Below are 24,192 nucleotides of genomic sequence, written 5' to 3' on the forward strand. Positions count from 1 at the left end.
CGGTCCAGCCCGAGCGCGTCGGCGACCATGCCCGCGACGGCCTCCTCGATGCTCCCGCGCGGGGCCACGTACTCCCCCGCGTCGGGCCGGGCGTCGCCGACCGCGGGCAGTGCCCGGCGGTCGACCTTGCCGCTGGTGGTCAGCGGCATCTCGGTCAGCTCCACGAACACCGCGGGCACCAGGTGCGGCGGCAGGGTGGCGGCGAGGAACTCGCGCAACCCCGCCGGGTTCTCCTGGCCCGGCTTGGGAACCACGTATGCGACGAGCCGTTTCGCGGAACCCTCGCCTTCGGCCACCACGGACACCTGTGCCAGCGCCGGGTGTTCGGCGAGCGCGGCCTCCACCTCGCCGGGTTCGATCCGGAACCCGCGGATCTTCACCTGGTCGTCGAACCGGCCGAGGAACTCGATCGCGCCGCCCGGCAGGGTGCGGACCCGGTCGCCGGTGCGGTACATCCGTGACCCGTCGGCGGCGAACGGGTCGGGCAGGAACCGCTCCGCGGTCAGCGCGGGCCGGTTCACGTAGCCGCGGGCCACCCCGGGGCCGCCGAGGTACAGCTCGCCGGGCACCCCGTCGGGGGTCGGGCGCAGGTACGGGTCGAGCACGTACGCGGCCGTGTTCGCGATCGGCGTGCCGATGGGCACGGACGGCGCGTGCTCGGCGAGCTCGTCGATCCGGTGGCACACCGCGAAAGTGGTGACCTCCGTCGGCCCGTAGCCGTTGACCAGCCGCGCCGGGCGGCCCGTCGGCGGCTGGTCGAGCAGCTTGCGCACCCGGCCGACGTTGAGCGCGTCCCCGCCGACCATCAGCTCGGTGAGCCCGGCGAAGCTCGCCGGGTACTCGGCCATCACCTCGGTGAACAGCGCGGAGGTCAGGAACATGGTCGTCACGCCGTGCCGGGCCAGCCGCCTGCCGAGTTCTCCGGGCGTCAGCAAGGCATCCGGCGGGATGACGCAGACCGCGCCGCCGTTGAGCAGCGCGCCCCACAGCTCGAAGGTCAGCGCGTCGAACGACGCGTCGGCGACCTGGGCGAACCGGTTCTCCGGTCCGAAGTGGACATACCCGGTGCCCCGGACCAGCCGGACCACCGACCGGTGCTGGACAGCCACCCCCTTCGGCCGTCCGGTGGAGCCGGAGGTGAACATGACGTAGGCGAGGTTTTCCCCGGTGGTAACGGTTTCCTCGAACGGCACGGCGGCCGCGAGCTCGTCGGTGAGTTCGTCGAGCGCGAGCACCCGCGGCGACGCGCCGCCGACCAGGCCTCGCTGCGCCGAGCGGGTCACCACCACGCCGACCCCGGCGTCGGTCAGCATCCGGCCGATCCGGTCCGCGGGGTAGGCGGGATCCAGCGGGACGTAGGCGCCACCGGCCTTGAGCACCGCCAGCAGCACTGTGAGCAGTTCGGTGCCGCGTTCGACCAGCACCCCGACCGGCGACTCGGGGCCGACCCCCGCGTCGGCCAGCAGCCGCGCCAGCCGCCCGCTGCGGTCGGCGAGTTCGGCGTAGGTGAGGGTCTCGTCGTCGGAGACCAGTGCGACCGCGTCCGGCCGCGCGGCGACCTGTTCGGCGAACAGCCGCGGGATGCTCGCCTCGTCGGGGAACGCGGCGGCCGTCCCCGCCGTGGCCTCGACCCGCTGCTCGCTCTGGGCGTCGGTGAGCAACGGCAGCCTGGCGAAGCCGAGGCCCGGCTCGTCGAGCGCGGCCGAGAGCAGGGCCTTGAAGTGCTCGACCAGCGCGCGCACGGTGCGTTCGTCGAACAGGTCGGTGGCGTACTCCCAGATCATGGTGATCGGCGCGGCCGCGTCCCCGACACCGTGCCCGGCCTGCTGTTCGGCCCGCGGGATCACCACGACGTTGAGGTCGGTCTTCGCGGAATTGTTGTGCCGCTCGCGCACGGTCCCGCTCAGCCCGGCGAACCGCAGGTCCGGCACCGGCGAGTCGTGGAAGCTGAACATCGCCTGGAACACCGGGTTGCGGGACGGGTCGTGCGCGGCGGGCAGCGTGCCGACGAGCCGGTCGATCGGCACGTCCTGCCACTGGTGGGCCCGCCCGATCGTCTCGTGGACGCGGCCGAGCAGCTCGGCGAAGGACGGCTCGCCGTCGAGCCGGATCCGCAGCGGCAGGGTGTTGACGACCATGCCGATCATCGGCTCGATCTCGACCTGCCGCCGGTTCGCCACGCCGCTGCCGACCACGACGTCGTCCTGCCCGCTGTAGCGCGAGAGCAGGGCCGCGAAACCGGCGAGCATGGTGGTGTAGAGCGTCGTGCCGTGCGCGTGGCTGAAGGCCCTCAGCCGACGGCACAGCTCGGCGGGCAGGTCCAGGTTCAGTGCCGCGCCGGCGAAGCTCTGCGACACCGGGCGTGGGCGGTCGGTCGGCAGGTCCAGCGCCGCCGGGGCGCCCGCCAGTTCGCCGCGCCAGTGCGCCAGGCACGTCTCGAGCACGTCACCCTGGAGCCACTCGCGTTGCCACCGCGCGAAGTCCTTGTACTGCACGGGAATCGGCGGCAGGGGCGACGGTTCGCCCGCGACCAGCGCCGGGTACAGCGCCTGGAGCTCGTGCAGGAACAGCGCGTACGACCAGCCGTCGTGCACGAGGTGGTGCTCGACGTGCACCAGCAGGTGGTCCGTGGCGTCGAGCCGGATGAGCACCCAGCGCACGAGCGGCGGCGCGGACAGGTCGAACGGATCGGCGACGGTCTCCCGCACGACCTGCTCGGCCCGGTCCTCGCGCCGCTCCGCGGGCAGGTCGCCGAGGTCGACCACGGGCAGCTCGACCGGTTCCGGGGCACGGACCAGCTGCATGGCCTGCCCGTCCACCGGGACGAACGCGGTGCGGAACACCTCGTGCCTGCGGACGATCTCGGTGAGCGTGTCGCGCAGCGCGCCGACGTCGAGCGGGCCGGTCAGCCGGATGGTCGCCTGGGCGTTGTAGGCGAGGTTGCCCGGCGCGAGGCGTTCCAGGAACCAGATCCGTTCCTGGGGAAAGGACAGCGGCACCGGACCCGGCTCGCCCCCGCCCGCCGTGATCACCGGCAGCACCCCCGCGGGCACCGTGGCGTCGAGCAGCTCCGCGGTCGCGGCGATGGTCCGGCGTTCGTAGAACTCGGCCAGCGAAAGCTCGTGCCCCAGCAAGGTCCTGACCCGCGCGGCGAACCGCCCGGCCAGCAGGGAATGCCCGCCGAGGGCGAAGAAGTCGTCGGTGACGCCGATCTCCGGCACACCGAGCAGCCCGGCGAGGATGCCCGCCAGCGCCCGCTCGGTCGGGGTGGTGGCCGCCACCCGTTCGTGCTCCGTCCCCCCACGCGACGGCGCGGGCAAGGCCGCGCGATCGATCTTGCCGCTCGGGCTCAGCGGCATCTCGGCGACCACGGCGATCGCGGACGGCACCAGGTACGCGGGCAGCACGGCCGCCAGGTACACGGTCAGTTCCGCGGCGTCCGGGTCAGGCCCGGTGACATACGCGACGAGTTCGTCACCGGCGCCGTCGTCGCGGACCACGACGACCGCGTCGCTGACCCGCTCGTGCGCGCGCAGCCGGGCGGCGATCTCGCCGGGTTCGACGCGGAACCCGCGGATCTTCACCTGGTCGTCGATCCGGCCGAGGAACTCCAGCGAACCGTCCGCGCCCTCGACCACGCGGTCGCCGGTGCGGTAGAGCCGTTCCCCGGTCACCGGGTGCGGCACGAACCGCTCCGCGGTGAGCGCGGGTCGGCCGAGATAGCCCCTGGCCACCCCGGCGCCGCCGACGGCCAGTTCACCGGGGACGCCGGGGGCAACGGGACGGCGGCGTTCGTCGAGCACGACCGTGGTCGCGCCCGCGATCGCGGTGCCGATGGACGGCTTGCCCGGCCCGGACAGCTCGGCGATCGTGGCCCAGACCGTCGTCTCGGTCGGGCCGTAGGCGTTGAACATCCGCCGCCCCGGCTGCCAGAGCGCCACCAAGTGCTCGGGCAGCGCCTCGCCGGCGCACACCAGCACCGCCAGCTCGGGCAGGTCGCCCGGCGGCAGCGTCGCGAGCACCGACGGCGGCAGAGTCACGTGCGTGATGTGGTTGTCCCGCAGGAAATCCGCCAGCCCCGGCCCCGGCCCGATCTCCTCGCGCGGGGCGAGGACCAGCGTCGCGCCCGTGCCCAGCGCCATCGCGATCTCGAACACCGACGCGTCGAAGCTGATCGGCGCGAACTGGAGGACCCGCTTGGCCGGTCCGGCGCCGAACAGCCCGGTCTGGGCCGCGATCAGGTTCGCCAGGCCGCCGTGGGTGACCTCCACGCCCTTGGGCCGTCCGGTCGAACCGGAGGTGTAGATGACGTAGGCGAGATCCCCAGGCGAGACCGGCGCGGACGGCAGTGGCTCAGACAGCAGTGGCTCGGCGCGCGCGTCCGGGTGGATGAGCTCGACGGCGTCCCCGCCGATGGCCCGGCCGGTCTCGTCGTCCGCCACGAGCCGGGTGACGCCGGAATCGGCGAGCATGTAACGCAGGCGCTCCGGCGGGTAGCCGGGGTCGAGCGGCAGCCAAGCCGCTTGGGCCCCGACGATGCCGAGGATCCCGATCACGAGCTCGACCGACGGCCGGGCGGTGATCCCCACCAGCTCGCCGGGCCGCACGCCGCGACGGCGGAGTTCACCGGCCAGTCCTCTGGCGGCATCGGCCAGCTCGGCGTAGGTCGTCTTCCGGTCGCCGTAGTCCACCGCGACCGCGTCCGGCGTCTCGGCCACCCGGCGGGTGAACACGTCGGGGAACACTGCGGTTTGCTGCCTCATGTCGGTCGTTGCTCCGTTTCGGCGGGCGCTAGCTGAAGATCCACCGGGCGGTGGTGGCGGTGTCGAAGACGAGTTCGGAAGTGCCGAACCGGAACTCGCGGGTTTCGGGCGGCGGCGCGGCGGGGTTCAGCGCGAGACCGAGCTCGGCGACGCGTTCGACGTCGTCCGCGGTGCCGCGACGCAACCGCAGGGTGAAGCCCAGCCCGGCGACTTCGAGCACGTCGCCTGCTTCGCGCTCTTCGTAGCCGAACGGCGTGAGCGCGTCGGCGATGTGGCGGGCCCGGTCCGGGCTGGTGTGCAGGGTGACCGAGGTGATGTCTTCGAGCAGCCGCGGCTGCTCGGCGGGCCCGCCGAGCACGGCGTCGAGGTAGGCCCGACGCGGCAGCGTGCCGTCGGCCTCGGGGACGGCGCCGAGCGAGGTGAAGTACTCCTGGGTGACCTCGTTGAGCAGGAGCACGAACGGGCTGGCGTCGCCGAGCCCCACGCTGATCAGGTGGTACCACGGCTGCTGCTCGTCGGCGCCGGGCACGCTCCGGCGGACCAGGTCGTGGTGGTGGCCGACACCGCTCTCGTCGAGCAGGTCGTGCGCGGCCTTCGACGAGCCCGGTTCCTCGAAGGAGAAGACCAGCCCACCGGACAGCCCGCCCCCGGCCAGCTCTCCCCCGAACAGTTCGATCAGGGTGTTCTCGCCCGCGATGCCGAGCGTGCGGTAGCTGCCCGCCACCGAACTGTCGGCCTTCTTCTCCTTCAGCCTGGCGAACCTGCCGTCGACGAACCCCGACCCGGCGATCTCCGCGAGCGCGGCGGCGTCGGTCAGCACCATCACATGGTCGAGCCGAGCCGACGGGCGGGGACCAGCCGTTCTTTCGGAACGAGTCACGGACACTCCGATCACATCAGGAATTCGAAAATAATGAGAACAGATCGACGGCGACCGGAATCGGCACTGTTTACCCAGTAGTTACAGTTACCAGTGGTCACAGCAGGCACGAAATGTCGCACCGCGCTCCGAATTCTCACATCACCCGACCGCCGGGGAGGTACTAGGGGAATCCCTGTATCCACCCGGCCTTTCCCCTGGGTCGGCCCGGCTATACCGCCATGTTCCACTCTCCCTTGGGATATTCGGCGCAACGAAAACCGGCGATCGTCGCAGTGCGACCCGCCTGGACAAGGAAGATTGACGCAAAGGGCATTCTTCGATTCATCGAGCGACGCCCCGCTTGACAGAACGCAAATACGTACAGACGATAGGCACCGTGGGGTCATACTGGGGGACCCACTTTCACCCGCGAGGAGTGCCGTGCACATCGACGTCCTGGGCAGTGTCACCGTCATTACCTACGGTGAAGAACGCACGATCGGCTCCAACAAGACGCGAGCACTGCTGTCGGCGCTGACGGTGGAGGCCGGGCACGCGATTTCCCTCGACACTCTCGCCGACGAGCTGTGGTCTGGGCGGCCGCCACGCAACTCCCGCAACGCGCTGCAGGCGCACGCCACCCGGCTGCGGAAGGTCCTCGACGGACCGGGGTGCGCGCCAGGCGCGTCGCGGCTGCGGGCGATGCGCAACGGGTACCTGCTCGACGTCGCCAGGGAAAGCGTGGACGCCAACCGGTTCCTCGATCTCGCGGCCGACGGCGCCGCCGCACTGCACACCGACCCGGCCCGCGCGCTCGAACTCCTGCGCGCGGCGCTGCAGCTCTGGCGCGGCCCCGCCCTGCTCGACGCCGGGGACGGCCTGCGGTGCCGGGCCGCCGCCGCGTTGTTCGAAGAACGCAGGCTGACCGCGTGGGAGGATCTCGCCACCGCCCGTCTCGCGCTGAACGACGAAGGCAACGCGATCGCCGAGCTGACCAGGCTGGTCGCGCAGCATCCCCGCCGCGAGCGGTTCTGCGAACAGCTGATGCTCGCGCTCTACCGCACCGGACGCCAGTCGGAGGCGCTGGAGCTGTTCCAGCTCACGCGGCAGCGGCTGGACCGGGATCTCGGCATCGAACCCGGGCTGCCGCTCAAGCGTCGGCACGCGGAGATACTGGCGCAGGCGCCCGAGTTGACGCTGCAGTCCGCCGTGTGGTCACACCAGCGTGGCCGCGGACCGCTCACCGCCACCGGCTGAGCCCGGCCGGGTCCGGACCGGCCGGATCATGCTGTGCACCACCGCCGTGCACGCCGGCGCGTCCACGCCTTCCACCTCCACCTCCACCTCCACGGCGAGTTCCGCCACGCCCCGCCTGCTCACCCGCACGCTCGCCAGCCGCGCCGCCGCCCGGATCCGGCTGGCCACCGGCACCGGACGGTGGAACCGCAACGTGTCCACCCCGGTGTTGACCACCGACCCGGCCCGCTCGACCTCGAAGATGTCGCCGAGCAGCGCGGGCAGCACGGCGAGCAGGTAGTACCCGTGCGCGACGGTCCGGCCGAACGGGCCGGTGACGGCGCGTTCGGGGTCCACGTGGATCCATTGACGGTCCCCGGTCGCCTCGGCGAACGAGGTGATCGTCTGCTGGGACACCTCGCACCACGGGCTGCGGCCGAGGTGCTGCCCCTGCGCGGCGACCAGCTCCCCGACGTCCACGAAGACTCTCATCAGCTACTGGCCTTTCCTTGCTTCCCCACAGGAATCTTTGTGCCACTGGGACTTCACACTGTCCGTTGTAGATGGTGCTGGTCCTCGGCGACAGGATCAGTTTCGCGCGCCCGGATGACCGGCCGCTGACGGCGGGCTGATCCCCGGCAAGCCGTCAAGCCGGAGTCACGCCGCCGTCAGCGGCCGCGGTCAGGCTGGTCCGTGTGAGTACTCCTGACCCATGGAACCGGCCGCGTGCCGCCGTCCTGTGCGGGATCGGCAGCTGCCTTCCGCCGCGGCCGGTGCCCAACGACGTGCTCGCCGCGCGGCTGGACAGCTCCGACGAGTGGATCCGCAGCCGGACCGGTATCGGGCAGCGGTACTTCGCCACGGCCGGCACCACCACCTCCGACCTCGCCGTCGGGGCTGGTGCGCAGGCGATCAAATCCGCCGATTCGTCCGAAGTGGACACTGTGGTGGTGGCGACGACCACCCCGGACCGGCCGTGCCCGGCCACCGCGCCGGTGGTGGCCACCAAGCTCGGGCTCACCGGTGCCGCCGCCTTCGACGTGGCGGCCGTGTGCACCGGTTTCGTCTACGCGCTCGCCGTCGCGACCGGCCTCATCGCCTCGGGCTCGGCGAAGCGGGTGCTGGTGATCGGCGCGGAGACCTACTCCTCGATCCTCAACCCGGAGGACCGCACCACTTCGGTGATCTTCGGCGACGGGGCGGGCGCGGTCGTGCTCCGCGCCGGGGAGCCGGACGAGCCGGGCGCGCTCGGACCGTTCGACCTCGGCAGCGACGGCGAATGCGCCGACCTGATCACCGTGCGCGGCGGCGGCGCCGAAGAGCGACTGTCCGGAGTGGACCCCGCACCCGGGGACCGCTACTTCACCATGGCGGGCAAGGAAGTCTTCCGCCACGCGGTGCATCGGATGTCGGCGTCGGCGACCGCGGTGCTCGCCCGCGCCGGCTGGCAGCCGGGCGACGTCGACCACCTGGTCGGCCACCAGGCGAACATCCGCATCCTCAACCGGCTCGCCGACGACCTGCGCATCCCGCGCGAGCGCAACGTCACCAACATCGAGCAGGTCGGCAACACCTCGGCCGCGTCCATCCCGCTGGCTCTGGACCACGCGCACGCCGAGGGCAGGCTCAACGCCGGGGAACGCGTCCTGCTCACCGCCTTCGGCGGGGGCTTCACCTGGGGCTCGACCGTGCTGACCTGGCCGCAGATCTCCCGCCCGTGACCACCGACGGCCGGGTGTCCGAACAAGCGAACAACCGAACGACGAGGAGAACACCATGACCACGATGTACGACAGGGTCGCCGAACTGCTGGTCACCCGCTTCGACGTGGACGCCGAAGAGATCCGCCCGGACGTCACGTTCGAGGACCTGGAGATGGACTCCCTGTTCCTGGTCGAGCTGCTGGTCGTGGTGCAGACCGAGATCGGCGTGTCGATCAACGAGGACACCGCCTCCCCGCGCGACACCATCGGCCACGTCGCCGACCTGATCGACCAGCAGCTGGTCGCGGCAGGTGAGCCGGCATGAGCCCGGCGCCGGTCGCCGTCACCGGCATCGGCCTGGTCACCGCGGCCGGGATCGGGACGGCCGCGACCTGGTCGGGAGTGTGCGCGGGCGAATCCACCGCCGCGCACGACCCCCAGCTGGCCGGTCTGCCGGTCGACATCTCCTGCACCGTCCCGGATTTCTCCGCGGCCAAGCTGGTCGGCAGGCGCAGCAAGCTGGCGCACGACCGGTTCGTCCAGCTGGCGCTCGTCGCGGCCCGCGAGGCGGTGGCCGACGCCGGTCTTGACCCGCGGAGCTGGGACGGCACCCGGGTCGCGGTGGTGCTGGGCTGCGGTCTCGGCGGCGTCTCCACTTGGGAAGCGCAGCACCACAAGATGATCGAGACCGGCGCGACGTCGGTCTCCGCGCTGCTGATCCCCATGCTGGTGCCGAACATGGTGGCCGGGCACGTGGCGATGGACCTGAAGGCCACCGGCCCGAACTTCGTCACCGCCACGGCTTGCGCGTCCGGCGCCACGGCGATCGGCAGCGCGCTCGCGCTGCTTCGCGACGACCAGTGCGACATCGTCGTGACCGGCGGCAGTGAGGCGGGGGTCAGCCCGCTGATCGTCACCGGGTTCGCGCAGATGGGCGCGCTGTCACGGCGGCTGGACGATCCCGGCGCGGCCTCGCGCCCGTTCGACGTCGACCGGGACGGGTTCGTCATCGGGGAAGGCAGCGGCATCCTCGTGCTGGAGCGGGAAAACGACGCGCGGGCGCGCGGTGCCCGCGTCCGCGCGCGGCTCGCGGGTTACGGCGCCACCGCCGACGCCTATCACATGACCCAGCCCGATCCCGAGGGAATCTCGGTGCGCCGCGCCCTGCGCGGAGCCCTCGAACAGGCCGGGGTCGGCCCGGACGAGGTCGACCACGTCAACGCGCACGGCACCTCGACCCCGCTGAACGACGCGGCGGAAAGCAAGGTGCTGCACGACCTCGTCGGCGCGCGCGCCGCGGTGACCTCCACCAAGGGCGTGCTCGGCCACACCCTCGGCTCGGCGGGCGCGATCGAAGCGGCGCTGACGGTGCTCGCGATCGAGACCTCGACCGTGCCGCCGACGGCCAATCTCCGTGCGCAGGACCCGAAGGTCGAGCTCGACGTCGTCACCGGCCAGGCCCGGCGGCAGCGCACCGAGGTCGCCGTGTCCAACTCCTTCGGGTTCGGCGGGCAGAACGCCGTGCTCGTGTTCACCACCTGACCTCACTTCTACCTGACGGGGAGCGCATTCGTGACCGGAAAGATCAGCTACGACGTGATCGTCGTGGGCGCCGGTTCCACGGGCTGTGTGGTGGCCCGCCGGCTCGTCGACCGCGGCGCACGCGTGCTGCTGCTGGAAGCGGGCGGGCGGGACACCGACGAGGCCATCCACGACCCCCGTCGCTTCGGCGAACTGTGGTTCGGCGAGCGGGACTGGGCCTACCGGACAGCGCCGCAGGAACACGCGCTGGGACGGCGGCTGCACTGGCCGCGCGGGCGGGTGCTCGGCGGGTCCAGCTCGCTCAACGCGATGATCTACACCCGCGGCGCGGCGGCCGACTACGACCACTGGGCCTACCTCGGCAACGACGGCTGGTCGTGGGACGACGTGCTGCCGGTGTTCCGGGCCATCGAGGACTTCGACGCCGGGGCGAGCGAACTGCACGGCACCGGCGGTCCGCTGCCGGTGCTGAGCAAGTACGCCACCGACCCGATCCACGACTCGCTCATCGACGCGGCGGTCGAGATCGGCATCGGGTTCAACCCCGACTACAACTCCGGAGTGCCCGACGGGGTTTCCCGGGTCCAGTTCACGATCGCGGGCGGGCGCCGCGCCAGCGCCGCCGCCGCGTACCTGAGCCCGGTGCTCGACCAGCCCGAGCTGACCGTGGTCACCGGCGCCCGCGCACGGCGGCTCCTGCTCGGGGGCGGGCGGTGCACCGGGGTCGAATGGATCGCCGACGGGCGGGTCGAGCGCGCGTCCGCCGAGGAGATCGTGGTGAGCGCCGGCGCGATCGAGTCGCCGAAACTGCTGATGCTCTCGGGGATCGGCGACGCGGCACACCTGCGGTCGGCCGGGGTCGAGGTCACCACGCAGCTGCCGGGGGTCGGGCGCAACCTGCACGATCACGTGCTGGTGCCGGTGGTGTTCGGCACCGAACGTTCCCCAGGGCGTCCGTCGGCCGGGCTCGGCCCGGCCCAGACACACCTGTTCTGGCACAGCAGGCCGGGCTTGCCGGTGCCCGACATCCAGCCGCTGCACTTCCCGGTTCCCCTTTACCCGCCAGGGGAATCCGGCCCACCGGACGGCTTCACCCTGCAGGCCGGGCTGATCCGGCCGAGCAGCCGCGGCTCGATCCGGCTGAGCGGCCCCGACGTCGAGGACGAGCTGCACATCGACCCGAACACCCTGGGCACCGACGCGGACCTCGCCGCCCTGCTCGCCGGCGTCGAGCTGTGCCGTGAACTGGGAGCGGCGCGCGTGCTGCGCGAGGAGTGGGGCTCACGCGAGCTCCACCCCGGGCCAGCCAGCAGCGGCGAAGACCTGCTCCGCTACCTGCGAGCCACCGTGTCGACTTATCACCACCAGGCGGGCACCTGCAAGATGGGGATCGACGCCGACGCCGTGGTGGATCCCCGCCTCAGGGTCCACGGGATCGACGGGCTGCGGGTGGCCGACGCCTCCGTCTTCCCCAGCGTCACCTCGGGCAACACGCACGCCCCCGCCCTGCTCGTCGGCGAACAGGCCGCCTCGTTCCTGGGCAGCCCGGGATGACGACGAGCGCGGAGCCCTCGGCCGACCCGCGGCCGCGGGTCGGCGCGCGCTACATCGGCGGGCTGGCGGTGTCCAGCCTGGGAATGTGGATGGCGCTCTACACCCCGGTCCAGGTCCTGCTCGCCCAGCAGCTGGCCACGATCACCCCGACCGGCAAGGAATCCGCGCTCGGCTTGGTGACCGGTCTCGGCGCCTTGGTCGCGCTGGTCGTGAGCCCGCTGGCAGGTGCGCTGTCGGATCACACGCGGTCGCGCTTCGGGCCACGACGGCCCTGGGTCGCCGGTGGTGCCGTGGTGGGCGCGGCCGGGCTGCTGTTCCTGTTCGGCCAGTCGAGTGTGGCGGGAGTCGCGCTCGGCTGGGCCGTCGTCCAGGGCGGCCTGGCGGCGATGCTCGCCGGACTCGTCGCCGAGGTGCCCGACCGCGTGCCGGTCGGGCAGCGCGGGATCGTCAGCGCCTGGCTCGGCGCCACCCAGCCGATCGCCACCCTGGCCGGGACGGTGCTGGTCACCGTGCTGATCACCGGCGGCACGGGCTACGCGGCGCTCGCGGCACTCCTGCTGCTGGCCACCGTGCCGTTCCTGCTGACACCCCGCGACACCACCGCCGAGCGGCCCTCGAAACGCTTCCGGCCGGGCGGTTTCCTCCGGTCACTGCTGGTCGATCCCCGCCGGTATCCGGACTTCGGCTACGCCTGGCTGACCCGGCTCCTGTTCCAGCTCGGCAACGCGACCAGCACAGTGTTCCTGCTGTACTTCCTCCGCGACGAGATCCACTACGAGCGCCTCTTCCCCGGGCACCGCGCGGAACAGGGCCTGCTCCTGCTGATCCTGATCTACAGCGCCGGTATCGTCCTGTCCGCCTTCCTGTGCGGCTGGGTGTCCGACCGGCTCGGCAGGCGCAAGGTACTGGTGAGCGCCGCCGGGCTGACCATCGCGGCGGCCTCGGTCGTGCTGATCCTCTGGCCGACCTGGCAGCTCACCCTCGTCTCGGCCGCGCTGCTGGGCGTGGGCTACGGCGGCTACGTCTCGGTGGATCAGGCACTGATCACGCAGGTGCTCCCGGACGCCACCACACGCGGCAAGGACCTCGGCGTCATCAACATCGCCAACGCCCTGTCCCACGTGCTCGGCCCCACGGTGGCCGCCGTCATGGTCACCAGCCTCGGCGGCTATCCCGCCCTGTTCGCCTTCAGCGCTGTTGTGGCGCTGCTCGGCGCGGTTTTGGTGCACCGGATCAAGTCGGTCGCTTGACGGCCTGATCGAGCGGTTCCACGCGACTACCTGTCGCAGGCCAGGGCAGGCGACGGTTGGTGCCTCGGCCACCGCCGCAGGGCTGGGCACCGATGTCGTGGTCGGAGCCGTCCCAGCGCAACGTCGTGACACTGCCGTCGGCGGTTTTCCAGCCGGAGGTGTTGCCGTCGACGTCGTAGCTGAGCCCGGACAAGGCGGTAGCGGGCGCAGAGTTGACCGCTGCCCGCGGATGTCCAGCAGACGTCGATGTAGGCATTGTTTCCTGGGTGAACGGCATCGTATCGGTCGCCATGGCTACGGCGCCGAACACCGGCAACGCCGAAAACATCTGTCGCGGACGCGGTGCCGACGAAGGAGGATCAGCCGGAGACGCGTGACCTCGGGTTAATCACGACGCTCGTTGGTGTATTCCTGTTATTGGCGTCGGCATTGCGGGTGATGGAGGTGCAACCTCGACGACCACGAACTCGAAGTTCGCGAGCCCGGCACAGCAAAAAAATGGATCGGTCGGCAAGCTGGAATTTATGTCAGGTCCGGCAGACGGTCGATTTCGACAAGGCGTTCCGCATCGCCGTGGACAACCGAGTCCGCTATGTCCGCGTGGTTTTCCTGGGTGAGCTCGAGGATTCGGGCAGTGACGAGTTCGGGCCTCTCGAGGGACAGGCCGTGGCTGGTTGCGGGTACGATTTCGGCCCGGATGTGCGGGTTGAGCGGCTCGACGCGGGCGGCCACCTCGCGGGCGTTGTGGATGACGCTGCGTTCGGCGACGACGATCCGGGTGGGCACGTCGATCGAGCGCAGGTCGTCATCGGTGAACAGGCGTTGCTCGGGCAGGTGCTGCCGGTACTTCAGGCCGCCGAAGAGCAGGGGACGCATGGTGTGCCGCACCGTCGCGTCGCCCATGCTGATCAGGCGGAGGATCGGCAGGGGCATGAGCCAGCGCAGGATCTCGACGAGGCTCCAGCGGATGAAACTGTTGCCGATCACCCCGAATCCGGATGCTTCGAACGTGACGACACCGGCGAGCCGTCCGCGCGACCGGGCGGCGAGGTTCAGCGCGAGCCAGCCGCCACGGGACACACCGGCGAGATGAACCTTCTCGTGGCCGGAGTCGGCCAGGACGGCGTCCACGACTTCGCCGAGCCAGTCCGTGCAGTCTTCGGGCGTCAGGATGGGCCGGGTGTGCGTCGAGCGCCCCGGTTCGCCGATCGAGTCGACGGCGTAGATCCGGTGCCGCCCTGCCAGATCGGCGATGTGGGGGTACCACGACAGGGAGGTGCCCATCCCGCCGGACAGGAGCACGATCGGCGGGCCGGACCCGGCACCGCATCGCCGGACGCGGGTCGGCCCGAACCCAGTGCCGACGTCCAGCTCGTCGGCGGGGACCGGCCACTTCCGCAGTACGGCGTCGTAGGCGGCGAAGTAACGCTCCCTTGCTCTCAGATCAGTGAACTCCCCGAGCATCTGCCCCTCCTCAGTTTTTGTAGTGCGCTTGCACTATAACGGTTCGTGAGCATCCTGGCCAGGGTGTGGCGGTCCGGCACCGGGATGGCAGAGTGACCGCGTGCCGAAACGTGTTGACCACCAGGAACGAAGGCGCGAGATCACGGAAGCGCTGTTCCGGATCGCCGCCGCGCAGGGCCTGCAAGCGGTCACGTTGCGTGCGGTCGCCGCGGAAGCCGGCATCTCGATGAACCTGGTCCAGTACTACTTCCCGACCAAGGAGGAAATGCTGCGGTTCGCCTGGCAGCGGATCGTCGAGTTGACCGCCGAGCGCGCGGGGAAGGTCATCGCCCCGGCACTGGAGACCGGTGACGAACGAGCGGTGGTGCGGGCGTACCTGACCGGCGTCCTGCCGTCCGACGAACGCGGCCGAATGCTGGGCGCGGTCCAGATCGCCTACTTCGCCGTCGACGTCACCCGCGGCGCCCAGGCTCCCGACCAGGAAGCGCTTGTGCCCCATCTGGTGCTCGCCCTCACCGAACAACTCCGGCGTGCCCAGGTTGCGCGCCGGGTCCCGGCCCACCTGGACCCCCGCATGGAGGCGGACGGCCTCGCGACCATGTCCGCGGGGCTCCTCACCGGAATCCTGGTGCGCGCCTACGGCCCACAGCAGGCGGCCGATCTCATCGACTACCGGCTCGACCAGCTGTTCACCCGCACCTGAGCTGTATCGACTCCGGATCCGTTGACAGCTGGCGATTTCCGCCAGCCAGCGCCCATCTTGCCCAGCCAAATTTCACGGGTTTGGCCGTGGAGAGGGGATCCGATCGATCTGTTCACGAAGGATGTCGCCGTGTCCTGCGTGCCGGGCGAATTCTTCGATCATGGCGAGCAGGGTCCATCGCATGCTGACTGTTCCTTCACGGGGGTTGTCCTTGGTGTCGTCGAGGGTGAAGCGAGCGGCGATCACCCGTGATCGTTGGCTTGCCCGCTCGAACTCGGCGATCACCTCGGCCAGGGGTTCGTCGTCCGCGACCGTGAACGTGCCCTCGTCCCGGTTCGAGTATCCGTCGCATTCGGACTCGCCGAGACCGGCCCAGAATCGCTGGAACCAGATCCGCTCGGCGCCAGCGGCATGCTTGATCAAGGAAATCGGTGTCGTCAGTGACGGGACGAGTCGTCGGCGAGCGTCGGCGTCGGAGAGGCCGCGGGCGGTCTCGATCAGGGCTTCGCGGTTGCGATCGAGCATGTCCTCGATGATCGCCCGCTCGGCGCCAGTGGCAATTCTGTTGGTGCTCATAGGTTTCACTCCATTCTCCGGCGCGGCCAAGGGTCTGCGTGATCCTGCCTCGGTCGGCGTGGTCGGCTGCAACGAGCGGGGGAACGTGTCAACGCGCTCACCGCTTTGATGTACAGGGAGTGTGCCGATGCGGGCAGACAGAAACATCGCAGCCGAGGTCAGGATTCGAACGAGTCACTGACGCTGTATCGCAGATTATCATATGACCTTGCCGAGGCCAGTGCCCGCGGAAAGCTGGCCGGCCGGGCGACCGGTTGCTTGGCCGCGTTCAGCCCGGTTGGAAGAACTCGAGCATTCTCCGGCTGGCGTCCGGCGACATCAGCAATTCCTGCATGTCCGCGGACATCCGGGCGGCGGCGCTGGTGCGTTCGAACATCTCGTGTTCGTATTCTTTGACGGCGGCGGGAAAGTCGTCCGGGTGCGCGGCCAGCGCGAGACCGAGCAGGGCGCCGTCGAGCAGGGCCATGTTGGCCCCCTCCCCCACCGGCGGCATCAGGTGCGCGGCATCGCCGAGCAGCGTGACGCCTGGCGTCGACGGCCAGGTCAGGCCGACCGGGAGTGTAGTGATCGACCGTGGCGAGACCGTGTCGTCGCAGGCCGCGATCAGTGCGATGAACCGTGAGTCCCAGCCCGCCAGCTCCTCGATCAGCCGCGCCCGGACGGCCGCCGGGTCGTCGAACGGGATCCCGCTGGTGGCGAACCAGTCCTCGGCGGTGTTGTAGAAGCTGAGGCCGATGCGGACGCGGCCGTCGCCGTTGCGCTGCGCCCCCAGGGATTTTCCGTTGCCGAGCACCCAGTAGTTGCCGCGCCCCACCATCGCCGCGAGGTCGGGGTGGGTGTGGTCGATGTCGGGAATGCCGAGCTCGACGACGTTTTGGCCGATGTGCGCCGGGCGGGCGTCGGTGAGCAACGCGCGGACCCGGGATTGCGCGCCGTCGGCGCCGACCAGCAGGTCGTACGTCACACTGCTGCGTCCATCAAGAAAGTGCAGCAGGCCGTTGTCGGCGGATTCGAAGGCGTGCCCCCAACGCACCGTGTGTTCGGGGAGAGAGTCCAGCAGCAGGTTGCGCAGATCGGCGCGGTCGACCTCGGGTCGCTCAAGCGGGGCATCCTCGGGCGTGTCCTCCTGAAGCAGCAGGGTGCCGTCCGGCTCGAGAAGCCGCATGTCTTGGCCTGCGCCACGGGCAATCGCGGAGAACTGGTCGATCAGGCCTGCCTCGCGCAGCGCCCGCTGCCCGGAGTGGATGTCGAGCATGCCGCCCTGACCGCGCGCGCCGCGCGAAGGTTCACGTTCGTACACGACGGCGTCGATGCCGTTCACGTGCAGCAGCCGGGCAAGGGCCAGGCCGCCCAGGCCGGCTCCGACGATGGCGATGGTCATGGTTGCCTCCGATTCCTTGTGTTGTCCGCTCACGGGACATCGCGCCGCGGTGCGCGCCGGACTCACCGATCCCACGGGCGGTTTCCGGCACGCTGATCAGCCGGTTCGACGGCGGAGCCGGGGCGCGAGCACCGTGCGCACGACCTTGGCGACCCTGCTCGCGTCGGATCCGCCCTCTTCGTCGGGTTCCGGTTCCAGCACGCGCAGGATCTGCTGCAGCAGCTGGTTGGTCGACCGCCAGAGCGGGACGAACAGACCGGCGACCGGCCCGACACCCTGGATCGGGCCATCGGACAGCTCGATGACCTTCCTGGCGATCGTGACCGTGGTCGGGTCCCGCAGAATCAGCTGCACCTCGTCGTCGACCAGCCGGATTTCCATCTTGCGCGCGGCGGTTTCCTCCGGGTTCGCGTCCGTGGTCGTCTCCGGATCCAGTTCGTCGATCTTGGCGGCGACCGCGTCCGGGTCGACCCCGAGTTCACGCAGCACCCTGGCCGCCATGCTGTTCTCCGTCCGCAGCATCGCCTCGAGCAGGTGATGGCTGCCGACCGATGCGCCACCGGCCAGCGCGCTGGCGGTGGACACGGTGTCCTCGGTGGCGGGGGTGCCGACCGGCCATCGGCCGGCCGCGTCGTCCTGCGATCCCGCCAATGCCGCCAGCACCGCGGCACGGATCTTGCTGATCGGATTGATCCGCTCGGCCAGCACCATCGCGGCGACGCCCCCGCCTTCCCGGACCAGGGCGAGCAGGATGTGTTCGGTACCGATGTAGTTGTGGTTCAGCTGTGTCGCCTCGCGCAGGGCGAGTTCCAGTGTCTTCTTCGCGCGCGGCGAGAACGGGATATGGCCGCGCAGCTCGTCCGTGCCGGGCTTGACCACCGCGTTGACATCGATCCGCACGGTCTCTTTGTCGTACCCGAGCTGGTGCAGGACTTTCGCCGCCATCCCGTCCGGCGCGTCGAGCAGCCCCAACAGGATGTGCTCGGTGCCGATGTGGTTTTGCTTGAGCAGCCTCGCCTCCTCCTGAGCCGTGACGACCACCTGGCGTGCTTTCACCGTGAACTTTTCAAAAGGCATGGTTCCATGGTCGCAACCATGTCAATACACTGTTATTGATATGGTGACCCCACTGAAGGGAGGGTGTGATGGAGACACCGTCGGACTGGGAGGACCGGCTCGCGCGCTGGCAGAATGAGCTGGAACTGTTCGAGCAGCTGGACGAGACACCCTGGGTCACGCTGGGCAAGGCGGAGGCCGAGACCGGTGTGTCCCGCTCGGCCCTGCGGTCCTGGTACCGCAACGGCGAGATCCAGTCCCGGCTGGTGGACGGCCCGCACGGGCCGCAGCGCCTGGTGCGGCTGGACGCGGTGATCGAGCGCGCCGCCACGTCGCCGCGGATTCAGCGCAGGGCGGAACGGGAAGTCAGCCTGGAAGCCCAGGTCACCCTGCTACGGCACCGGGTCGACCAGCTTGAACTGCGGCTGGCCGCGCTGGAGCGGAAGTGACCGGCGCGAGCAGCACCGCGTCCTCGGTCCGGAACGGTGTCACCGTCGCCGGATCCGCCTGCGAACGACGCTCATGCGAAATAGTCCACGCATGAGCGAGATCGTCTTGATGTCCGACCCGACGGTCGCGGCCGTCCCGATCGCCGAATGCGGCGAACGGCTCGTGGACGTGCGACGGGACAGCCCGCTGCTGGTCGATGCGCGCAAACAGCCACGATTCCGCCGAGGCCTACACCTACCTGCGGGAAGGTGTGCTCGACCGGCTCCTCGCAGCGGAGGCCTCGCTGCCTGAGGGCAGGCGGCTGCTGTTCGTCGAGGGGTACCGACCGCCGTTCCTGCAGCGCCGGTACTTCGAGGAGTACGCGGCGAAACTTCGGGCCGAACACCCGGACTGGTCCCCCGGCCGCATCCGGTCGGCCGCCAGCCGCTACGTGTCCCCACCGGAGATCGCGCCGCACAGCGCGGGAGCCGCCGTCGACCTGACCCTCGCCGACGCCGACGGCCGCGAACTCGACCTCGGCACCCGCATGAACGCGACACCGGAGGACAGCGCCGGTGCTTGCTACACCCAGGCCGCCACCATCACCGAGGAAGCACGCGCGCTCCGGCACGTCCTGGGCACCGCGCTGACCGGTGCCGGACTGGTCAACTACCCCACCGAGTGGTGGCATTGGTCGTATGGAGACCGCTACTGGGCCCTTGCGACGAACGCCGCCGAAGCCCGCTACGGACCGAGAGAGCTCGGCTAACCGCCTATCCCGGAACAGGAATTCCCTCCGGAAGTAGCCGCGCCTCGCGTGCGCCCGCCGTCAGCTGACTGTCCATTGCCGCAGTGCGGAGCCGGTGTTCTCCTGTTGCGCGACGAGCGCCCCATCGGCGGTCGAGGCCGTGGTCAGCCGCAGTCCCGAATGGACATTGGTGATCGTGTACCGGCCCGCTGACGCCGCGACGGTCCAGTGTTGGTTGTCGCCGCCGGTGCAGGTCCACTGGATCACCGCGGTCCCGGGGGTGGTGAAGCCGCCGTCGTCGTCCATGCAGAGGCCGGAGTGCGCGCTGGCGATCGTGTATGAGCCGTCAGCCTGCCGGGTGAACACCCAGTTCTGGTTCGCTCCACCGTTCGGCGCCCAGGTGTCGAGCTGGGTCCCCGCGCTCGTGGAGAAGTCCGGCACGTCGAGCGCCTGACCGGAAGCCGAAACCGTGTGTGTGCCGTTGAGGTTGGCCGGGGAACCCGCGTCCGTGAGGGTCAGGGTCTGTTCGGCCGCGCTCCGCGATCCGCCGACCGGGTTACCGGAGGTGTCGGTCCAGGACCTGGTGGGCGTCGTCTCGGCGGACCGGTCCTGCGCCGAGGACAGCCCCAGCACCAGGCCGCTGTACCGGTTGACGAGCCGGTAGGTGCCCGACTGCGACGTGTTCGCCAGGACGAACCACTGCTGTCCGGGGGTGGGCCCGCCCGGTCCGGACGCGGTGACGGTCGGCTTGGTTCCCCAGGCCCGCTGCGAGATCGACGTGGAGTCGACGCCCAGGAGACGGCCGGTGGCGGCGTTGGTGATCCGGTAGGAACCGTCGCCGTTGCCGTCGAACGACCACGCCTCGAGTGCGGAACCGGTCGGCGCGGACAGGGACTGGGTCGCCGAACCGCCCTGCACCTGGGCGAACACCCGTCCGCCGCCGCTGCCGATGCGGTAGGTCTTCGCGGGATCGAGCGGGGAACCAGCGGGTGCGGTGGAGGTGATCGTTTCGGTGGCGTACTCGCCGTCGGAGGTCGCGCAGGAGAAGGCGCAGTAGGACCGGAAAGTCTTGCCGATGATCATGGAGTTCGTCTTGTTCGCCCCGTCCAGGAACCAGCGGTACCAGGACTCGGACTTGTAGGCGCCGGAGTCACCGATCAGGTGCCACTGCTGGGTGGCGAGGTTGTCGGTCACGTAGTACCGCTGCGGCGCGGCTCCGGAGACGGCCTCGGGTTCACCGAGGTATAGGCCGAGGTGGGCGTCATAGGCGATGTTCATGACGAACAGGTCCGACTTCACGGGTACCGTGCCCGCCGCGATCTGCTCGTCCACCGAGCCTTTGTCGGCGGGGTTGTAGTCCTTCGCCACGGGCGTGTAGCCCGACGGGGCGGACGAGGTCGCCGGGACCATGTTGCTCTCCCGGCCGCCCACCCCGGGTTGCGACCAGGAACCGTCGTACCACTTGGACCAGGAGCCGGTCGCCAGCTTCGACGACATCGGCGCGCGGGCGACATGCGCGAGGCCGGTGAACTTGCCCGGCGTGCCCGCCTTGGGAACGATCCGGGAGGCGTAGTAGACGTAGAAGTATCCCGACGCCTGGTCGACGAACAGCCGCGGGTCGCCGTCGCCGTAGTCGAACGTCTCGTTCGGGAACGCCGTGGTGTCACCGCGAGCCGTGCTGTGCGGGGAGGTGATGACGTGGTCCTTGATGGTCCACGTCTTTCCCTGGTTCGTCGACGTCGCGTAGTCGATCGCGTCGTAGTGCGAGAACGAGTTCGCGCCGAACGGCTCGGGGGTGAACTCGTTGTGCACCAGGCCGTACCAGTCGCCGGTGTCCGGATCGACCCAGACCCCGACCAGGTCGCAGAAGTTCTTCTGCGAGTAGCCAGAACCCGCGGGCGGGTCGGTGGCCTGGCGGCCGGTGGGGCTGTTGTTGCACCGCCAGGTCGTGTCGTTGTTCTTGTCCTGGGGATTGGCCGGATTCACCGCGTTGCTGATGCTGGCCGACTTGGTGGCGGAGTCGAAGTCCTTGCCGGTGTAGAAGTCCCACACCCGATTCGACTGGACACCGTAGTTGGCCTCGGACTGCTGGAAGTAGAACGTGCCGTCCTTGTCGAGGTAGGGCGCCGCCGGGGTGTCGGTGGGGTACGCGTACGCCTTCGTCGCGTCGACGGTGATCGTGTAGTCGGCGGCCGGTGGTGCCGCCCAAGCGGCCGGTGGAGCCAGCACACCGACCGCCACCAGTGCCGTGATCATGAGGGCCGCACCCCTCCGGCGTCGCGCGAAGGGCCTGGCTACCACAGACAGACGACACATCGCGAACTCCGTAACGTGAGGCAGGCACCGGCCGGGTGGGTTGAGCGCAGACTTTATGCACCAAAATGTCTGCAAGTCAATAATTTCAAACATTTTCAAGCATAAAGTCGGTCCGCTCCGCCGGTGTCCGTTTGGACAGTCATGGCCCGCCCTCCGATCTCCTCTCGCGACCTTCGCCAGCAGTGGCCGTCTGCCGCCGTCACTGTGCTGACCACTGGTCCTTCGAGGTCATGAGCCGACTATGGCCGGGCCTGGCATCTCATCGCGTCAGCAAGAGTTGCCTATTCGGCGGCGTAGCGGCGCGGGCGCTCACCGGTCAGCGCCCGCGCCGAGGACGCTAGGGGACAGGTGGGGTGCTGAAAGGCGCGCTCCAGGTCTGGTTGGGTTGGTCACTGCCGCAGGAGTAGGTGGCCACCGCCGCGTTCACGTCGCCGAGCGCGCCACCGTGGATGTCGGCGCACAGACCGTTCGCCTTGAGCTGGCCCGCCCGGTTGTAGGTCCAGAGCTGCTTGGCGTCGCCATTGGCGCAGGTGCGCAACCGGAGGCCGGAGGTTTCCCCTGACAGACAGAGCCCGACGTCCGCCAGCGAGGCGATCTGCCCGTTTGCCTGACGTCGCCACTGCTGGTTGGCGTTGCCCGTGCAACCGTAGAGTCCGACCGTGGCTCCGCTGGTCGCGCCGCGGTAGGCGTCGAGGCAGTACCCGGATACCTGGAAGGACGGCTGCGCGGCCTGGATCTGACCGACCGGCGCGGCCGCGCCGCAAGTGCCGGGATCGATGACGTACATCGCGCTGTCGTGGACACCGACAGTGGTGGTGATCGAGCCGGTCACCGAACTGGTGGCGTGCGTCCACAGGTTTTTCGCACCGTGGGTGCAGCCAGGGTCGGCGAACCCGGCGCGGGCCAGGTCCAGCGTGTAGGAGACGGCGGACGAATTCTTGTTGAGCACCACCACCGCGCGCGAGCCGTTGGCCAGTGGCTTGACGACGACCTCGATCCCGGAACCGGCGCTCATTCCCTGCTGGGAGGCGAGGTAGCCGCCGGCGGTGGTGTCCTGGTCGACGGCGATGATGTCGCTGTTCTTCAGGATGTTCAGCTGCGGGGCGTAGGTGACCGGGTCGGCGGCCATTTTGCGCACGTCGGTGCTGATCATCAGCGGCGATCCCATCGCCGACCACAGGGCGAACTGGCTGCGCTGCTCGGCCGGGGTGAGCTGCTTGTTGTCACCGATGAGCACCATGTCGGCGTCGTTGTGGTTGCCCGAGCCGTTGTAGCGGCCCAGCGCGACGGTGTCGGTGAGGTTCTGCAGCACACCGCCCTCGTAGTAGTCGCCGCCGTGCGGCCAGTCCCACGCGGAGGCGGCGGGGTCGTGCCACACGGCGATGTCGGGGCTGACCCGCCACATCTGCCCGAGCCCGCGCACCCAGTCCATCGTGCGGTACTTCTCGCTGTCACTGGGGCTGTAACCGGCCGGGGCGGATTCGTTGAACAGGATCTTGCGGGGGTTGTCGCGGGTCGCGTCGTTCAGCGCGTTCGCCGTGGTGGTGAACTCCTGCTGCCGGTTGGCCGACGTGGTGCCGCAGTTGTCGAGTTTGAGGGAATCGATTCCCCAGTAGGCCAGCGAAGTCGCGTCGCTCTGTTCGTGTCCCATCACTCCGCCCGGCACGCCCTGGCAGGTGTTGACCCCGGAGGTGCTGTAGAGGCCGGCCTGCATGCCCTGGTTGTGCACGTACTGGGCGTAGTCGGTGAGCTCCCAGTCGAAGCCGGGCTGATCGCCTCCGCCCCACTTGGCCGCACCGTGCAGGTAACCGGCGTCGGAGCGCTGCATCCAGCAGTCATCCACGGTGAGGTTGGTGTACCCGGCCGCCACCAGCCCGGTGTCCTTCATGGCCTTGGCCTGATCCTGCATGAACTGCTGGAACGAATAGCCGGTGCGGGTGCCGTCGAGCCGGGCCTGCTGCGCGCAGGTGAACCGGGCCCAGTTGTTGAAGCCCATCATCGGCTTGGCACCGATCGGGGTGCTGGTGTTCGCGGCGACGGTGTCCGCCACGGCGCCGAGCGGCTCCAGCACGGTCAGCCCGGCGGTGATGGTCACCGCCGTCAGTAGGAGGGCAACGCGACGATGCGGTCTCATCCAACACCTCACAGGGCGAGTAGTGAACAAATATGCTTGATATCTGCTTACTTCAATCAGTAGTGCGCAGACACTGCCAGGGGCAGCATCGGGAGTCAAGGGTCGACGTGTCCCTCGCACTCGAAACGTGCTGCTCCAGGTCCCGCGTCGACCTTCGACTCGCAGCCCACCATGACAGATCAAGAGTGCAAAATGATGCTACTAAAGGCCGTGTTTTGAACACTAACGTACAGATAGTGTTCCTGCCCTGGCCGACGTGCGGCACGTCGTGGTGCTCATGCAGGAGAACCGGTCTTTCGATCACTGCTACGGCACGATGAGCGGGGTACGCGGCTTCGGTGACAGCGAATCCTGGAACTTCGACTCGTTCGACGGCTGGTACGACCTGACCGCCACCACCACCGGCGACCCGGCCTTCCAACGCCGGTTCACCGGCCGCTACGAGAACGGCAAGCCCAGCAAGACCGGGTGATTG

The 24,192-nt window shown here is 69.8% G+C and carries 19 protein-coding genes and 1 pseudogene; 10 read left to right on the plus strand and 10 right to left on the minus strand.

Annotation, left to right across the window (positions count from 1 at the left end):
- Nucleotides 1-4,763, minus strand: a 4,763-nt coding sequence (locus QMK34_RS23265; RefSeq protein ID WP_326416357.1) for a non-ribosomal peptide synthetase, incomplete at its 3' end; no start/stop codon positions are given.
- Nucleotides 4,764-4,791: 28 nt separating this feature from the next.
- Nucleotides 4,792-5,586: a DUF5829 family protein gene (locus tag QMK34_RS23270; protein WP_326416439.1), complete on the minus strand. Its 795-nt coding sequence runs from the start codon at nucleotides 5,584-5,586 to the stop codon at nucleotides 4,792-4,794.
- 480 nt (nucleotides 5,587-6,066) lie between these two features.
- Between QMK34_RS23270 and QMK34_RS23275 the strand changes: the two genes are divergently transcribed.
- Nucleotides 6,067-6,882, plus strand: a complete 816-nt coding sequence (locus QMK34_RS23275) for an AfsR/SARP family transcriptional regulator (protein WP_326416358.1) — start codon at nucleotides 6,067-6,069, stop codon at nucleotides 6,880-6,882.
- Here the strand turns inward: QMK34_RS23275 and QMK34_RS23280 are convergent.
- Nucleotides 6,841-7,353 carry a MaoC family dehydratase gene (locus QMK34_RS23280; protein WP_326416359.1) on the minus strand — a complete coding sequence of 171 codons (513 nt, stop codon included), beginning with the start codon at nucleotides 7,351-7,353 and terminating at the stop codon, nucleotides 6,841-6,843. The two genes, QMK34_RS23275 and QMK34_RS23280, sit on opposite strands and share 42 nt — an antisense overlap.
- A 203-nt stretch (nucleotides 7,354-7,556) precedes the next feature.
- Between QMK34_RS23280 and QMK34_RS23285 the strand changes: the two genes are divergently transcribed.
- The 5 genes from QMK34_RS23285 to QMK34_RS23305 are packed head-to-tail and all read left to right on the plus strand — an operon-like array spanning nucleotide 7,557 to nucleotide 12,910.
- On the plus strand, nucleotides 7,557-8,582 hold the full coding sequence (locus tag QMK34_RS23285) for a beta-ketoacyl-ACP synthase III (RefSeq protein WP_326416360.1): 1,026 nt from the start codon (nucleotides 7,557-7,559) through the stop codon (nucleotides 8,580-8,582).
- Nucleotides 8,583-8,637: 55 nt separating this feature from the next.
- Nucleotides 8,638-8,889 (plus strand): acyl carrier protein, encoded by a 252-nt coding sequence (locus QMK34_RS23290; RefSeq protein WP_326416361.1) that lies wholly within the window; start codon nucleotides 8,638-8,640, stop codon nucleotides 8,887-8,889.
- On the plus strand, nucleotides 8,886-10,106 hold the full coding sequence (locus QMK34_RS23295; RefSeq protein ID WP_326416363.1) for a beta-ketoacyl-[acyl-carrier-protein] synthase family protein: 1,221 nt from the start codon (nucleotides 8,886-8,888) through the stop codon (nucleotides 10,104-10,106). The genes QMK34_RS23290 and QMK34_RS23295 overlap by 4 nt, the downstream gene beginning before the upstream one ends.
- A gap of 30 nt (nucleotides 10,107-10,136) precedes the next feature.
- Nucleotides 10,137-11,660 (plus strand): GMC family oxidoreductase, encoded by a 1,524-nt coding sequence (locus QMK34_RS23300; protein ID WP_326416364.1) that lies wholly within the window; start codon nucleotides 10,137-10,139, stop codon nucleotides 11,658-11,660.
- On the plus strand, nucleotides 11,657-12,910 hold the full coding sequence (locus QMK34_RS23305) for an MFS transporter (RefSeq protein ID WP_326416366.1): 1,254 nt from the start codon (nucleotides 11,657-11,659) through the stop codon (nucleotides 12,908-12,910). Before QMK34_RS23300 ends, QMK34_RS23305 begins: the two co-directional genes overlap by 4 nt.
- On the opposite strand, the gene QMK34_RS23310 is transcribed toward QMK34_RS23305, so the two are convergent.
- Both QMK34_RS23310 and QMK34_RS23315 read right to left on the minus strand, forming a co-directional pair.
- Nucleotides 12,894-13,226 (minus strand): hypothetical protein, encoded by a 333-nt coding sequence (locus QMK34_RS23310; RefSeq protein ID WP_326416368.1) that lies wholly within the window; start codon nucleotides 13,224-13,226, stop codon nucleotides 12,894-12,896. The genes QMK34_RS23305 and QMK34_RS23310 overlap by 17 nt on opposite strands.
- 206 nt (nucleotides 13,227-13,432) lie before the next feature.
- Nucleotides 13,433-14,374, minus strand: coding sequence for an alpha/beta fold hydrolase (locus QMK34_RS23315; protein ID WP_326416369.1), 942 nt, complete (start codon nucleotides 14,372-14,374; stop codon nucleotides 13,433-13,435).
- A gap of 100 nt (nucleotides 14,375-14,474) precedes the next feature.
- Between QMK34_RS23315 and QMK34_RS23320 the strand changes: the two genes are divergently transcribed.
- Nucleotides 14,475-15,077: a TetR/AcrR family transcriptional regulator gene (locus QMK34_RS23320; RefSeq protein WP_326416370.1), complete on the plus strand. Its 603-nt coding sequence runs from the start codon at nucleotides 14,475-14,477 to the stop codon at nucleotides 15,075-15,077.
- A gap of 72 nt (nucleotides 15,078-15,149) precedes the next feature.
- On the opposite strand, the gene QMK34_RS23325 is transcribed toward QMK34_RS23320, so the two are convergent.
- From QMK34_RS23325 to QMK34_RS23335, 3 genes are all read right to left on the minus strand, one after another.
- A complete protein-coding gene (locus tag QMK34_RS23325; RefSeq protein ID WP_326416440.1) occupies nucleotides 15,150-15,653 on the minus strand; it encodes a DinB family protein in 504 nt (167 codons plus the stop codon).
- 268 nt (nucleotides 15,654-15,921) lie between these two features.
- Nucleotides 15,922-17,034 carry an FAD-dependent oxidoreductase gene (locus QMK34_RS23330; RefSeq protein WP_326416371.1) on the minus strand — a complete coding sequence of 371 codons (1,113 nt, stop codon included), beginning with the start codon at nucleotides 17,032-17,034 and terminating at the stop codon, nucleotides 15,922-15,924.
- A gap of 96 nt (nucleotides 17,035-17,130) precedes the next feature.
- A complete protein-coding gene (locus QMK34_RS23335) occupies nucleotides 17,131-18,111 on the minus strand; it encodes a Clp protease N-terminal domain-containing protein (protein ID WP_326416373.1) in 981 nt (326 codons plus the stop codon).
- A gap of 68 nt (nucleotides 18,112-18,179) precedes the next feature.
- Between QMK34_RS23335 and QMK34_RS23340 the strand changes: the two genes are divergently transcribed.
- Together QMK34_RS23340 and QMK34_RS23345 are read left to right on the plus strand one after the other, a co-directional pair.
- Complete coding sequence (locus QMK34_RS23340; protein ID WP_326416374.1) at nucleotides 18,180-18,539, plus strand: excisionase; 360 nt, start codon at nucleotides 18,180-18,182, stop codon at nucleotides 18,537-18,539.
- Nucleotides 18,540-18,736: 197 nt separating this feature from the next.
- Nucleotides 18,737-19,288 (plus strand): M15 family metallopeptidase, encoded by a 552-nt coding sequence (locus QMK34_RS23345; protein WP_326416375.1) that lies wholly within the window; start codon nucleotides 18,737-18,739, stop codon nucleotides 19,286-19,288.
- 60 nt (nucleotides 19,289-19,348) lie between these two features.
- Here the strand turns inward: QMK34_RS23345 and QMK34_RS23350 are convergent, their stop codons facing one another.
- Entirely contained in the window at nucleotides 19,349-21,523 is a 2,175-nt protein-coding gene (locus QMK34_RS23350) for an RICIN domain-containing protein (protein ID WP_326416376.1), read from the minus strand.
- A gap of 397 nt (nucleotides 21,524-21,920) precedes the next feature.
- Nucleotides 21,921-23,678 (minus strand): ricin-type beta-trefoil lectin domain protein, encoded by a 1,758-nt coding sequence (locus QMK34_RS23355; protein WP_326416377.1) that lies wholly within the window; start codon nucleotides 23,676-23,678, stop codon nucleotides 21,921-21,923.
- Nucleotides 23,679-23,970: 292 nt separating this feature from the next.
- Between QMK34_RS23355 and QMK34_RS23360 the strand changes: the two are divergent.
- Nucleotides 23,971-24,189, plus strand: a pseudogene (locus QMK34_RS23360) (alkaline phosphatase family protein); the annotation flags it as partial.
- Nucleotides 24,190-24,192 lie beyond the last annotated feature (3 nt).

Source organism: Amycolatopsis sp. H20-H5 (genome assembly GCF_035828755.1).
Classification (GTDB): Bacteria; Actinomycetota; Actinomycetes; order Mycobacteriales; family Pseudonocardiaceae; genus Amycolatopsis.